Here is a 13,645-nt window from a genome sequence, read left to right as displayed (position 1 = left end):
CGGAGAGGGCCAAGGCCGCCGTGAAACGGGAGAGCTTCCGGGAAGGCCACAAGGCCGGGGCCGAGACGGTCTCCTGCCACCTGGAAAAGCTTGCGAGCCTGGATCTGCTGCCGGACCACGGCTTCGAGGTCATCTGCCTCCCGATCAAGGTCGCTCGAGGTTCTGCTGGCTGCTGCCGGCCGGTGGCGCTCCTTGCCGAGTGACGCCGATCACGGCCGGGTAGGGCTGAGACAGCGCTCCGCCCGAATGATCAGGCGGGCTCCTGAGCCGGGTGCCGTGTCGCGGCAGTTTCCGCGCGCTGCAAGACGGCCGCGAAGAAGCCATCGGTGTCATGGCGCGCGGGCGTCAGCGACAGGTGGTCGCCCTCGGCCAGAGTCGCAAGATGCGGAGCGGTGTCGCGCAGCGGCAGCGCTTCGAAATCCGGATGGGCCGCGAGGAAGGCTGCCACCTGCTCCTCGTTCTCCCGCGACAACATCGAGCAGGTTGCGTAGACGAGGCGACCACCCGGCTTCACGAGGCGCGCCGCACTGGCCAGGATGCGAGCTTGCAGAGCCACGAGCGCGTCCAGCCCCTGTTCCTGCGTCGCGCGCCAGCGCGCATCGGGGTTTCGGCGCCAGGTGCCCGTGCCGCTGCACGGCGCATCCACCAAAACCCGATCGAAGCCGCCCTTGTGCCGCTTGACCCAGCGATCCGTTTCGCTGGCCAGCAGCCGGGTCTCTGCATTGTGCACGCCCGCCTTGCGGAAGCGTTCCGCAGAGCGTTTCAGACGGCCTTCGCTGACGTCGCAGGCAATGATCCTGCCCTTGTTGTTCATCTGGGCGGCAATCGCCAAGGTCTTGCCCCCGGCCCCGGCGCAGAAATCCACCACGCGATCGCCGGGCCGGGCATCGACCAGCAGGGCAACCAGCTGAGACCCCTCGTCCTGAATCTCGATCTCGCCGCGTTTCAGCGGTGCCAGACGGGCGAGCGAAAGGCTTTCCCGAACGCGCAGCCCCTGCGGCGCCCGCGTCGAGGTCTCCGCCCGGACCCCGATGTCCGTCAACTCGCGCAACACGCCGTCGCGACTCGCCTTGAGCGTGTTGACCCGAAGATCGAGCGTCGGCGGGCTCAGGAGCGCCGCCATCTCGGTCTCGAAACTGTCTCCGAAACGCTGACGCAGCGGTTCAGACGCCCAGTCGGGGCATTCCAGGCGCACGTCGTCGGGCATGGCGGGATGGACCAACGTGCTGCCCCTCAATTTGACCAGCAGCGCATGCTCGCGCTCTGTCAGGGCAGCGGGCGCGAACCTGCCGCCATTGAACAGCCGCTTCACCTGCTCGGGCGTCCTGCCCTCCGCGAGGACGAGGAACGCCAGCAGCCGGTTGCGCGACGTATCGCTCCGCCCCAGCCTGTCCAGCCACCAATCCAGCCGCGCCCGCGCGCGCAGCAACTCGGCCAGCAGGTCAAGGACTTTCCCCCTGTCGCTGTCCTCCATCTTTCGCCTGGAGCGCAGCCAGCTCGAAATGACGGCATCCGCGGGACGTGCGGCACTGTCTACGTCCCCCAGCAGTTCTAGGGCGGCTTGAAGGCGGGCGGATGGGATCATGGTCAGACTGTCAGGTTGAGAGGCTGCGGGCAAAGCGACGGAGGATTTCTGGCTGCTGCTCTCGCGAGTCCGTCAGCTGCCAGCGGCCCTGTGGCCGTGGCGATGTGCTTACCTGCAGCACCAGCTTTTGGAAACCGGCTTTCTTCGTGTCACCGGAGTGTGACGCCGCGCCGCCTGCCGCGATTGCCGCGATTGCCACGATTGCCACGGGGGCCCTGAAAATCGCGCAGATTGCACGGCTTTCCTGCTTTGCGTGTCTAGGGCGCAAGGCGCAGTTCCTGCGATGGGTCCCACCGGGCGCGACTTAATTGGAGCGGAATACCCAAGATGAGTGATTCCGGATCCAAGGCATATCCGATGGGCTGCACTCTTATCAATTACCGAGAAACCCCAGATGTGATATCTATATCCGAAGGATATTTCCCTTCCTCCACGACCGCTTAGCAATGCACCCCTTTTAGGCCGCCAGTGTATCTAAGGAGACCTGTGCCTCTTCTGTGAAAAATGCCACCATTACCCACGTGACCCCAATACAGTCTTTCATCAAGGGCGGAGGCAGGTTCATGCTGTCGAAATTTATTTATTCCCAAATTTCCAGCATCGCCAAGATGCTCAATAGCAACAACTGGTCCGACAGAATGATGGATCGGGCCGTGGACATGCTGGAGAGGCTCGCCGACCGCGTAGAGCATCTATCTGGCAGGATAAGCGATAATGATGGGTATAGCGGACCATTTGATTCCGCCATCGACATGGAAATAGGAGGCAGCGCTCAAGCGGCCGGAGAACACACTATTGCCAGCGCTGACCTCAGCGCAGAAATTACCGATACAGACAACGCGTCTATCGCCGTCGGCAACGCGACATTTCAAGCCGCCGCCGAAGGTGGGGCCGAATTCGTGACGACGGACGCCTATAGCAATGTGAGTGGCGCGGATTTCGTTCTCAGCTGGACCGGCACAACTTCCGGAAAAAACTGGGAGACGACCACCACAAAAGTTCTTGCCGTCGATTTCGCATTTTACGAGAGCAACGAACCGGTTATTGTCGCGCCGGACTCGGACCATCACACGCACAGCTATCACAACGTCGCAGACGGAAACGTCGCGACGGCAGAATTCGACGTGACGGCAAATGCCGAGGATTCACTTGTAGATGTCTACGCCGGGGTGCTCGCCATCGAGGACACATACTCCGGATCGGCAATTGATGCGTTCCTGGCCATCGGCTGAAGTTACGTCCCATTTGGTCCCAAATACTTTCACTGAATGGAGTGCAGGACACGGATCATAGTTGGATCAAGCACCCTGACGACCATCGCTTCTGGCTCTTCACTTTTCGCGGCGCGCCGATGGCGCGCCTAACCTTTTTTGAGAAAGAGAGGATACTCGCCAGACGTCAACATCGAATTCAAGTCAACTCTAGGGATGTGATATGGGGCGCAGCCATGTTTCAAACGCGCATATGCGCCCGACCGTTGGTTCACACGACACGTCGGGCACCCGTCACGACAGAGCCATGAGGGTTTTGGGACCGCACCCCAACTGACCAGTTGTCCTCGCATGGGGGCGTGGACAGCAACACGGCGCCATCCTTTCGAGAAATCCTTGCCCACCTGGACGCCGCCCCGATCTCGAAATTGCTTCACCTCTTCAGCTCGCGACGCCAGGCGCAAAAATGGATAAGCACTTTTGACTTCACACCACCAAACTCCTGAAAAAACTAGGTAATAATCGCATCTCATTTCGCGTCTGCGTTTGCAGCGCTTTGTGACCAGCTCTTGCTCTTGCCGCAACCGAACGCCGCATGCAGTTTATCGCAATCCCCACAAGGGACTCCCTTGACCGAGCGTCCCGCTCCTTTGGATAGCTCTATCGGACCGCCGGCACGGCCTTGACCTGACTCGCGAAATTTTGGATGCGGCGCGCTTTCGGTGATCCCCCTGTCGCCACGTGCCATGCGAATTCTTCACCAAAGGAATAGGTATCGCAATTTCAACCCTCCGGGGGATCGATCGGGTGTAGAATATACACACACGCAGGAGGACAAAATGCTTAACTTGAGCGCATATTCGACCTCTTCCAGTTCACCAGAGGTGCTCGAAGAGACCAAAGTTCCCATTGAATGGCCAAACGAACAGGGTCTGGATATCCTGGAATACGAGGATGTGTTCGATTTTGGCATCAGGGGGATAAGGGCGAGGAATGTTCTGGATTTTTCCGACTGGAGCGAAGACTCCCCCGCGGATGGAGAATTAATCACTTCCATAGATGAAACTGAGTCAACATGGCGCTCCCAACTTGAGTTGGCGACCGGAGATGATGCGACTCAGGAACTCTATATCTCAAATACGATAGAGGTCGGCTCAGGTGAAAACGAAGGATTTTTCGAAGCGCATCTTAGCATAAAGGTGCAGTCCCGATCGGGCATTGTCACCCCGCCCACGACCGAAGAATCCGTGGAATCGGACGCGGCGCCCAGCCAGTTCACATATTCGTTCTTTCTGGACTTCATATAATCTCAACACCCGAAATAGGCCGAGACCAATAGCGCCATACGCCAGGATAGAATAAGAAAGATACCCTGACGGTAACCATGAAAATGGATTGAGAATAAATTCCAAGATCTTATGGATATTATCCAATATATCTGTTGTTTTCCATCTAGTCCTGGTTGATCGTCTACTCACGTCAAGATGACTTGGCGCAATTAAATAAATTTATCCAACGAATTCAGAGGAGTTGAAGATCATGTTTCCCAAGCCGAAACCCCCCGCCCCTCCGAGCATCGATGTCGATTTCGACAAGGACATCGACGTCACTGTCGACGTGACGCTCACCACGGAATCGACGACCACCCATACGGACACCACCAACATCGATTCCTATGTCACGGCGGTCACTTGCATTGAAGGCAACACCGCTGATGTCATTTTCGACATCGAAGCGGTGGGGACCGATACCTTCACGTCGCTGGATATCTCGGTTCTCACTTTTGAGGATCAGCTGTCGAGCATTACCGGCAGCATTACCTCGGCCGTAGACTGAACAAGAATGGCGAGCGGCTTATTTTGGCCGCTCGCCACTTCCGCTCTCAAAGTCCACACCCAAGAAATGCGCCCAGCCTTTCTGTACATTTCGAAAAACTCAATATGGCGGCCACGCACCAAACATTAGGAGATAAAAATGGACGAGATTGGCACCGGGGGGAATGACACCCTGTATATCAGGACTGCGGGCGCGTATCGAATTCTTGGGCTCGGCGGCAATGATTTTCTACGCGTTTACGTCTCGCGCCGCGACGCAGCCGGTGATCTGGCCGACTACTTCGATGGCGGCGATGGCGACGATACCGTCATGGCGGCCGGAACCGACGACACGGCCGTCGGCGGTGCTGGCTCTGACTTGCTCAGGGGCGATGCCGGCAATGATGTGCTCTACGGAGACGTTGGCCGGGCGGACTTCAACGATCCCCGCTCCGAGGCGTCCAGCGATGGCGATGACACGCTCGATGGCGGCGACGGCGACGACAGCATGGATGGCGGCGCGGGTGACGATCTTCTGCTTGGCGGGCGCGGCAATGACGCGATGATTGGCGGCGCAGGGTCGGACACGCTGTCCGGCTCGTCGGGCGACGACACGCTCTACGGCGGCGACGGCGACGACACCCTGATCGGGGAAACCGGCAGCAACTATCTGATGGGCGGGGCCGGTGATGACATGCTGCAAGGATCGGGCGGCGAGGATTTCGCCGAAGGTGGCGAGGACAACGACACGATCCTCACCGGCGGCGGCAATGACTTCGCCAGTGGCGACCAGGGCGATGACGAGCTGGTGCTTGGCGCAGGAAACGATCTCGGCTTTGGCGGCAGCGGCAATGACACGGTCAGCGGCGGCGAAGGCGCGGACTCGCTTGTCGGCGATGCCGGCGATGATGTCCTGAACGGCGGGCTTGGCGACGATTTCATCTACGGCGGGTCGGGGAATGACACGATCGACGGCGGCGGCGGCGGCGACCTCATGTATGGCGACCTGGGCGGCGGCGATACCGGCTATGACTTTGTCACCTATGAGACCAGCGCCTCGGCGGTGACTGTCGAGTTGACCGATGCCGGTCGCACCGCCGGCGGAGGCGGCGCCCTGGGTGATCTCTACGAGGAGATCAACGGCGCGATCGGCAGCGCCTACAACGACTATCTGGTCGGCGATATCGGGAACCACACATTCTACGGGATGGCCGGAAACGACACGCTTGGGGGCGGTGCGGGAGAGGACAGTCTTTTCGGCGGCCTGGGCAACGACACGCTGGATGGCGGCAGCGGGGATGATTACCTGGCCGGCGGCGAGGGTGCGGATCTGATCTACGGCCAGAGCGGCTTCGATGTGGTCAGCTACGCGACCTCTTCGGCCGCAGTCAGCGTCACCCTGTCGGAATCCGCGATCTACCAGCAGGGCGGCACGGGTGATGCGGTTGGGGACGTGCTTGTCTCGGTCGAAGGCATCGAGGGCAGCGCGTTCAACGACCGCCTGATCGGCCAGGACGGCAACCAGAAGCTGATCTCCGGAGCTGGCCAGGACACGATGGCGGGGGGCACCGGCGATGACCTTTTGGTCGGGAATGGCGGCGTGAACTACATGTACGGCCAGACAGGCTCCGATACATTCATCGGTGTGTCCGGCATAAACCTCATCATCGACTACAACTTCACCGCGACCGGCGGGCAGGACAGCATCGGCATCCATTCCGACTGGGACTACCGATGGGACGCGGCGTTCGGCAGCCATGCGCTGGTCTTCGAGACCGGCGGGCAGGAAACCTGGGTCATCATGGGAACCGCCGATGACGATCTTGCCGAAGAACGCGCCAACCTCATCGATTTCTTCCTCTTCAGCGATCCGGGCACCTACCTGGTCTGAACCGAGGAGCGCGCACCCATGGCACTGTCGTCCCATCGCCGTTCTGAGCCCGGCAACATTCTCGTGCAAACATTGCGAAAGTGCCGCGGGGGATTCCTGACGATCGGAGTCTTCAGCCTCGCCATCAATCTTCTGATGCTGGCCTCGCCGCTTTACATGCTTCAGGTCTATGACCGGGTCCTGAGCAGCGGGCGAAATGAGACGCTGTTCCTGCTGACGGGCATTCTTGGCGTCGCCCTGCTCGCAATGGCCATGCTAGAGACCGCCCGAACCGCGGTCGCGTTGCGGATCGGCGTGTGGTTCAACCAGACCCTCGGACCGGAGCTCCTGCGCGTCGGACTGAAGTCCAAGCTCAGCGGCCAATCCGCAGGCGGGCAGGCATTTCGCGACCTCGGGCAAGTCCAGTCATTCATGGGCGGCCCGGCGATGACAGCCTTTTTCGACCTGCCTTGGACGCCCTTCTTCATTGTCGTGACCTGGCTGTTGCACCCGTTGTTGGGGACCATCGCCCTCAGCGCGGCTGTGCTTCTGTTGATGCTGAGCCTGGGAAACGAACTTGCCACACGCAGTCTTTTGAAATCCGCGAACACCAGCCAGATCAAGGGAAACACCCTGGCCGAAGGCACGATCGGAAATGCCGAGGTGGTCCGGGCCATGGGAATGATCGGCGCGATGCTCGCACGCTGGCAAACCCAGAATGCCCAGACATTGACCGAAACGCTTCGTGCCAGCGAGTTGAGCAGCTATTTCACCGGCGCGGCGAAGTTCCTGCGGTATTTCTCGCAGAGCCTGATGCTTGGCGCAGGTGCCTTCCTGGTCATCAGGGGGCTGACGACACCCGGCTCGATGATTGCCGGATCGATCCTCCTGAGCCGGGCCCTCGCCCCGGTCGATCATGCGATGTCAGCCTGGAAGAACTTTTCCGGAGCCCGGCTCGCATATGGCAGGCTGAAAGACCTGGTCAGCGCCTTCCCGAGTGACCCGGTGCGGATGGCTTTGCCGGCCCCCGCGGGGCGACTCCAGGTGAAGGACCTCACGGTGATCGGTCCGAATGGTGCGCAGCTTGCCCGCGTGAGCTTTGACATCTCGCCGGGCGAGGTCGTTGCGGTGATCGGCCCATCTGCTGCAGGCAAAAGCACGCTTTGCCGCGCGATCGTCGGGCTTGTGAAACCCAACTCGGGCACGATCTCCCTCGACGGTGTCAGGATCGAACATTGGGACCCGGATGCTCTGGGGCCCCACATCGGGTTCCTTCCGCAGGAAGTGGGCCTCTTTGAAGGGACCGTCCGCAGGAATATCGCGCGCATGGGCGAGGCCACGCCGGAGGAGGTGGTGTCCGCCGCCAGGCGCGCCCATGTCCACGAGATGATATCGCAGCTGCCACAGGGCTACGAAACCCGGCTTGGGGAGCGCGGTGCCGGCCTCTCGGGCGGACAGAAGCAACGCGTCGGCCTCGCGCGGGCCGTTTTCCGGTCACCGGCCCTGATCGTGCTGGACGAGCCGAACGCAAATCTGGATCAGGCCGGTGAGACCGCGCTGTCGGCCGCGGTTCTGGAACTCAAGGAGGCCGGGGCGTCGCTGCTGATCGTGGGGCATCGCCCGTCAACGCTCGCCCAAAGCGACAAGGTGCTGCTGCTCCAAGGCGGGATGGTACAGGCATTCGGACCGCGCCAGGAGGTGCTTGGCAGAATGCGCGAGGCAACGGCTGCCAGCAGGGCGCAGGCCCAGTCGTCTTCAACCGAAGGGGAGCGGCCCGTCCCAGATTCGGGGCGCGCAGAGTCCGGGGGAACCTGAAAAGATGTCGATTGCTGCCGGACACACCCTGCATACTCTCAACCCTCGCAATGCGCCGCGCGCCCCCCAGCTCGCTTCGGATGGTGCCGCTTGGCCAAATCGACCGGGGCAAGCGCACGCGCCCTACCCCCACGGCACGATCTCCGACGCAATTCGGGCCCCAAGACGGTTCGGCTTCCTCGTTCTCCTCGCCTTCCTCGGGAGTCTTGGGGGCTGGGCCGCGCTCGCCCCGCTCTCGGGCGGAGCAATTGCTGCCGGCCAGATCAGCCCGGACAGCGGCGTGCGGACGATTGAACACCTCGAAGGGGGCCTGGTCAAAAGTATCACTGTCCGCGACGGTGACACTGTCCACGAAGGCGACGTCCTGATGACGCTCGACGTGACCGCGCGTAGAAGCGAGGCAGAGGCACTTGCAGACCGGCGCCTGACGCGGATCGCCGAACAGGCGCGGATCGCGGCGGAGATCGCCGGCTCAAAGGCCTTGGCCATCCCCGAGGATTTCAGCCCGCAGGACCCGGTTGTCGCGAGCGCCTTCCAGGTCGAGCAACGCGCCCTGGACGCGAAGCTCGACTTCCGCAACCTGCGCGAGCGCCTGCTTCGCCAACGCATTGCGCAACTCGAGGAAACCATTTCGGGGCATTCGCTTCAGGTGCGCAGCGCCGCCGAGCAACTCGCGCTCATGCACGAGGAACTGGAGGACAAGCTTGCTCTGCTGGGCAAGGGGCTCGCCGCCAAGGGCGAGGTGCTCCGGCTGCGCCGCGCCATTGCCGACATGGAGGGATTGCGCGGCAGCCAGGTCACGGCGGTGGCGGAAGCACGCAAGGAAATCGGGGAAATCGAAATGGACCTCAAGGCCCGCGAGGCCGAGGACGTGGAGACGCTCGCAGTGCGCGCCGTGCAAATCCGCAGCGAGATCGCGGAAATAGAGAAGTCGCTTCTGGCGCTCGACGCTGTGCTTGGTCGCGAACAGCTGCGCTCTCCGGTTGATGGGATCGTCTCGAATATCAGGATCAGAAACGCCGGTGCGATCATCCAACCCGGTGAGGCGATCCTGGATGTTGTACCCGCGCGGGAGCGCCTGCTCATCGACGCAAGGATTTCGCCGAATGACATCGACGCCGTCGAGATTGGAATGCCCGCGAACATCCGTCTTTCGGCATTCTCCGGGCGCAGCATGCCGCAGATCGTCGGCACGGTGACGATGGTGTCCGCCGACACGGCGCGTGCCGAGAATTCGAATACGACCTACTACCCGATCCGCGTCGAGGTCGATGCCTCTGAACTTTCGGACCTCAACATTGAACTGAGATCGGGGATGCTGGTCAGTGTCCTGGTCGTAACGCGAGAGAGATCGGTATTGAGCTACCTCTGGGAGCCCTTCGAGGCTCTTTTGCAGAACGGCATGCGCGAAGGATAGCGATCACCATGAAGCCATTTTCCCAAGGACCCGAAGTCGGTCCACCTGGGTTCAGCGCAATCAACCGGAGGGTTTTCAAACACTTGTGAGACGCGAATTTACGAAGAATTGCGGCCGTCGTGCATCGGCCCGGACTTATCGAAAGGGGGGAAGGATGAGATTTTCCAGAGCTAAGGATCGCATCCTGTATCTTGTGGACGAAATGCCACTGACCAGAGCGCAGCTTTCTCACTTCCTTGCGGGGTTCGCGCAGCTTCACAACATGCGGATAGAAGAAGTCCAACCCAGCGCTTCAGGATGCATCGATCAGATTTTTCAGCGCGGAATGTGCATCATAAATGCCAGGACGAATGCCTGTGAAATGGATTGGTTCGCGATCGTCAGGGACATAAATCGCCTCGGAGTCATCGAGCCCATCCTGCTGCTCTGCAACACCGCGAGCGCAGACTTCGTCCAGTCCGCCCTTCGGGCCGGCGCGCGCGGCGTCATTCCGGCATCCATGGACCCAAGCCAGGTTCTGAGCTCGCTGGAACTGCTGCTGCATGGAGGCATCGTCGTTCCACCGTCCGTGCTGGAACAGGGCAACAGCGTTCCTCGATTGAACGCCCCTACCGCAAAACGGGAAGAGCCCGAAGGCTCTCCGGATGATACGGACACCACGCCCAGCGGGCCACCCCCCACCAAACGCAATGGCCAGTTGCTGATGCCGCGCGCAAAGGCTTCCGTGCAGAATGGCGCACCGCAGTTGGAGGGGCTGACAGAACGTCAATCTGCCGTCCTGATGAACCTCAGAAAAGCCCGGTCGAACAAGGAGATTGCCAAGGTTCTCTGCACCTCTGAGGCGACGGTGAAACTGGAGGTGCGTCAGGTGATCCGCAAACTCGGCGCGAAGAACCGCACGGAAGCGGCCCTGATTGCCTCGCGTCATGAACACGCCTGTCATCATGCCCAGATGGCTCACCAGGCCGTTGCAGCGGAGTCCGGCGCTCTGCCTCTGATACCCGAGACATCTCGCGAGGGCTCCTCTTTGGGCGACCTCAGAAAGCTTCAGGTCTGCGAGCTTGAGGCCGTGGAAACACGCGAGACATTGGGTCGGGGGCTTCTAGGTGACGCCGAGGATGATCAGCATCACTACCAGGACACGCCGCGCCGATTGACATAGCCCGCGCCGGAACTCTGTTTGAGCGGAAGCCACCCTCTCCTCGCCACTGCCGTGCATCGGTGAAGGCGCGCGTTTCCCAGCGTCCAACATGATCTTGCTGGATCCGCGAGATGTCTACTATGTTATCACGATGACGCATGCAGACATCGACATCAGACTGGGCGCCCGCATCCGCGCCGAGCGGGAAAGCCGGGGCTGGTCGCTCACCGACCTTGCCGCGCGGGCTCAGGTCTCTCGGGCCATGATCCACAAGGTGGAACGCGGTGACAGTTCGCCGACCGCCAATTTACTCGGGAAACTCTCCGGGGCCTTCGGACTCAGCATGTCCACCCTGCTCGCCCGCGCCGAGGCCGCGGGCGGCGCGCTCCTGCGCCGGGACGACCAGCCGGTCTGGACCGATCCGGAAACCGGGTACATCCGCCGTCAGGTCTCGCCGAAGTCCGAGATGCCGCTCGACCTCGTGCAGGTCACCCTTCCCGGCGGCAAGGAAGTTGCCATGCCAGCATCGGCCTATGCCTTCATCCGGCAAATGATCTGGGTTCTGGAAGGCGTCTTGGTCTTTGTCGAAGGCGATGTCCGCCACGAGCTTCACCCCGGTGACTGCCTCCATCTGGGCGCGCCCGAAGACTGCGTCTTCCGAAACGAGGGGCATCCGCCGTGCACCTATGTCGTGGCAGTGCTGAGGGACGGGTAACCCGGCCTCGCGTCGGCTCAGGCATATTGACGGCATATCCAGTATATTGGATATCGCGGCCAACATAGTGCCGACAACGGAGCCGAAGATGCAAATTCGCGACGCCGAGGATCGTGACCTCGAAGGGATCACGGCGATCTACAACGATGCCGTCGCGCATACGACCGCGATCTGGAACGAAACCACGGTCGGCATAGACAACCGCCGGGCCTGGCTCGCGGATCGGCAAGCGGCCGGATATCCGGTGCTGGTGGCCATCTCGGCGCAAGGCGAGGTGCTGGGCTACGCCTCTTTCGGGGACTGGCGCGCCTGGGAGGGCTATCGCCATACCGTCGAACATTCCGTCTATGTCCAAGGCGACCAGCGCGGCGCCGGCATCGGCAAGGCCCTGATGACGGCCCTGATCGATCGCGCGCGTGCCGCCGGCAAGCATGTGATGGTCGCCGGGATCGAGGCGGGCAACATCGGCTCGATCCGCCTGCACGAAAGACTTGGCTTCGAACAGGCGGGGCTGCTGCGCCACGTCGGCACGAAATTCGGCCGCTGGCTCGACCTCGCTTTCCTGCAGCTGACGCTCGACGAGCGCTCCCCGGCAGACCGATCCACCGGCGCTTGATCGCCGCGACCCCGACCGGCCCTGCGGCCCGTTCGGCACCCGGCGATTTCCGAACCGGCCGCGCTAAGGGTCCGCGCGTTCCTGACTGCCGCCTCGAACCTGCGACGACGCCGCGCCAATGGCGCGACGTCTCTCGGGACGAAGCGTCCCGCTTCGCCCTTGCGGATCAGCCCTTGGCGTAGACCGGGAACATGCTGGCGTCGCCGTAGTCCTTGATCTCCTCGGCGCTCTTCAGGGCGTCCATGTCCGCGTCCGAGATCACGAAGTCCAGCTCGGCGTTGCTCTTCATGTGCGCCGGGTTGCCGGTCTTCGGCAGCGCCGCGAGACCCAGTTGCAGCACATAGCGGATGCAGAGTTGCGGGACGGTGACGCCGTATGTTTCTGCCATCGCCTTGATCTCGGCATTGTCGAGGATCTTGCCATGCGCGATGGGCGAATAGGCTTCGACCATCACGCCGTTCTGCTGGCAGAAGTCGATCAGCTCGAACGGCGTGTTGCTGATATGCGCGAGGACCTGGTTGATCATCGGCTTGACGGTGGCGTTATCCAGCAGGTTCTGCAGGTCGGCCTGCTTGAAGTTCGACACGCCGATGGCGCGGATCTTGCCGGCGTCGTAGGCCTCTTCCAGCGCCTTCCACGCGGCAAGGTTGCCATCGAAGCAGCGGTCCTCGCCGCCGAACTCTGCCCAGGGCTGCGGGCTGTGGATGATCATCAAATCGATATAATCGAGCCCGAGGGTCTTGAGCGAGCCGTCGATCGCCGCCTTGGCGCCATCGTAGTCCTTGACCTCAGCCGCCAGCTTGGTCTGCAGAAACAGCTGGTCACGGGCCACCCCGCTCTCGCGGATGCCCTGGCCAACGCCGCGCTCGTTGCCGTAGGCCTGAGCGGTGTCGATGTGGCGATAGCCCATCGCGATGGCCGCCTTCACGGCCTCGGCCACGACATCGTCTTCGATCATCCAGGTGCCGAGGCCGAGTTTCGGCATGGCGACACCATTGGGCAGGGTGAACGTTTCTTCGAGGATCATCTGTGTCACTCCGGTTCCGGGTTCCCGGACAGCTGTAGCCGACGAGACGTCGCTGACGCCTCACCGGCCCTGTCCGCTTCATGACCCGGTATTTAGGCGAGACCGCCCGACCGGATAATCCGCTCAGAATGGAAGGCACTCATGAGAGCGACGCATGAATGGGCACATTGCCCGGAGAACGCGCTCGGCTCCGAATATCCGGATAGGAAGGATGTGTCGAACTCCCGGCAAGCCAAGCGCCTGCTGGGAGAAATTTCATGCCGGAGGTCCGGAGCGATCAGAACTCGACCACCGCGCGGATCGACTTGCCTTCGTGCATGAGATCGAAGCCGTGGTTGATCTCCTCGAGCTTGAGTCTGTGGGTGATCATCGGGTCGATCTCGATCTTGCCGTCCATGTACCAGTCAACGAACTTCGGCACGTCGGTCCGGCCC

Annotated in this window: 12 protein-coding genes and 1 pseudogene; 10 read left to right on the top strand and 3 right to left on the bottom strand. The window is 61.6% G+C overall.

All coding sequences use genetic code 11. The features are described 5' to 3' along the window. Positions 1 to 20 precede the first annotated feature (20 nt). Complete coding sequence (locus IQ782_RS29665; RefSeq protein WP_240989107.1) at positions 21 to 203, top strand: hypothetical protein; 183 nt, start codon at positions 21 to 23, stop codon at positions 201 to 203. A 47-nt stretch (positions 204 to 250) separates the two neighbouring features. On the opposite strand, the gene IQ782_RS05060 is transcribed toward IQ782_RS29665, so the two are convergent. Beyond that, positions 251 to 1,429, bottom strand: a complete 1,179-nt coding sequence (locus IQ782_RS05060; protein WP_240989106.1) for an RsmB/NOP family class I SAM-dependent RNA methyltransferase — start codon at positions 1,427 to 1,429, stop codon at positions 251 to 253. 653 nt (positions 1,430 to 2,082) lie between these two features. On the opposite strand from IQ782_RS05060, the gene IQ782_RS05055 reads away from it, so the two are divergent. From IQ782_RS05055 to IQ782_RS05015, 9 genes are all read left to right on the top strand, one after another. After that, positions 2,083 to 2,817, top strand: coding sequence for a hypothetical protein (locus IQ782_RS05055; RefSeq protein ID WP_194133546.1), 735 nt, complete (start codon positions 2,083 to 2,085; stop codon positions 2,815 to 2,817). An 818-nt stretch (positions 2,818 to 3,635) separates the two neighbouring features. After that, positions 3,636 to 4,103, top strand: coding sequence for a hypothetical protein (locus IQ782_RS05050; protein WP_194133545.1), 468 nt, complete (start codon positions 3,636 to 3,638; stop codon positions 4,101 to 4,103). Between the two features lie 232 nt (positions 4,104 to 4,335). Beyond that, entirely contained in the window at positions 4,336 to 4,632 is a 297-nt protein-coding gene (locus IQ782_RS05045) for a hypothetical protein (protein ID WP_194133544.1), read from the top strand. Positions 4,633 to 4,770: 138 nt separating this feature from the next. After that, entirely contained in the window at positions 4,771 to 6,501 is a 1,731-nt protein-coding gene (locus IQ782_RS05040) for a calcium-binding protein (protein WP_194133543.1), read from the top strand. 18 nt (positions 6,502 to 6,519) lie between these two features. Then, a complete protein-coding gene (locus tag IQ782_RS05035; protein WP_194133542.1) occupies positions 6,520 to 8,295 on the top strand; it encodes a type I secretion system permease/ATPase in 1,776 nt (591 codons plus the stop codon). A gap of 4 nt (positions 8,296 to 8,299) precedes the next feature. Continuing rightward, positions 8,300 to 9,712 carry an HlyD family type I secretion periplasmic adaptor subunit gene (locus IQ782_RS05030; protein WP_194133541.1) on the top strand — a complete coding sequence of 471 codons (1,413 nt, stop codon included), beginning with the start codon at positions 8,300 to 8,302 and terminating at the stop codon, positions 9,710 to 9,712. A 154-nt stretch (positions 9,713 to 9,866) separates the two neighbouring features. Then, positions 9,867 to 10,874 carry a response regulator transcription factor gene (locus tag IQ782_RS05025; RefSeq protein WP_194133540.1) on the top strand — a complete coding sequence of 336 codons (1,008 nt, stop codon included), beginning with the start codon at positions 9,867 to 9,869 and terminating at the stop codon, positions 10,872 to 10,874. A 130-nt stretch (positions 10,875 to 11,004) separates the two neighbouring features. Then, the gene (locus IQ782_RS05020) at positions 11,005 to 11,568 is read left to right on the top strand and encodes a helix-turn-helix domain-containing protein (RefSeq protein WP_194133539.1); all 564 of its coding nucleotides are present in this window, start codon (positions 11,005 to 11,007) and stop codon (positions 11,566 to 11,568) included. An 88-nt stretch (positions 11,569 to 11,656) separates the two neighbouring features. Beyond that, positions 11,657 to 12,184, top strand: a complete 528-nt coding sequence (locus tag IQ782_RS05015) for a GNAT family N-acetyltransferase (protein ID WP_194133538.1) — start codon at positions 11,657 to 11,659, stop codon at positions 12,182 to 12,184. A 166-nt stretch (positions 12,185 to 12,350) separates the two neighbouring features. Here IQ782_RS05015 and IQ782_RS05010 read toward each other — a convergent pair whose 3' ends face one another. After that, positions 12,351 to 13,211, bottom strand: a complete 861-nt coding sequence (locus IQ782_RS05010; protein ID WP_194133537.1) for an aldo/keto reductase — start codon at positions 13,209 to 13,211, stop codon at positions 12,351 to 12,353. Positions 13,212 to 13,488: 277 nt separating this feature from the next. Continuing rightward, a pseudogene (locus IQ782_RS05005) lies at positions 13,489 to 13,645 on the bottom strand (S-(hydroxymethyl)glutathione dehydrogenase); the annotation flags it as partial.

This window comes from Salipiger mangrovisoli, from assembly GCF_015223355.1.
Lineage (GTDB): Bacteria > Pseudomonadota > Alphaproteobacteria > Rhodobacterales > Rhodobacteraceae > Salipiger > Salipiger mangrovisoli.
The sequence above is the reverse complement of the archived record's forward strand: the minus strand, read 5'-3'. Positions and strand labels throughout refer to the sequence as shown.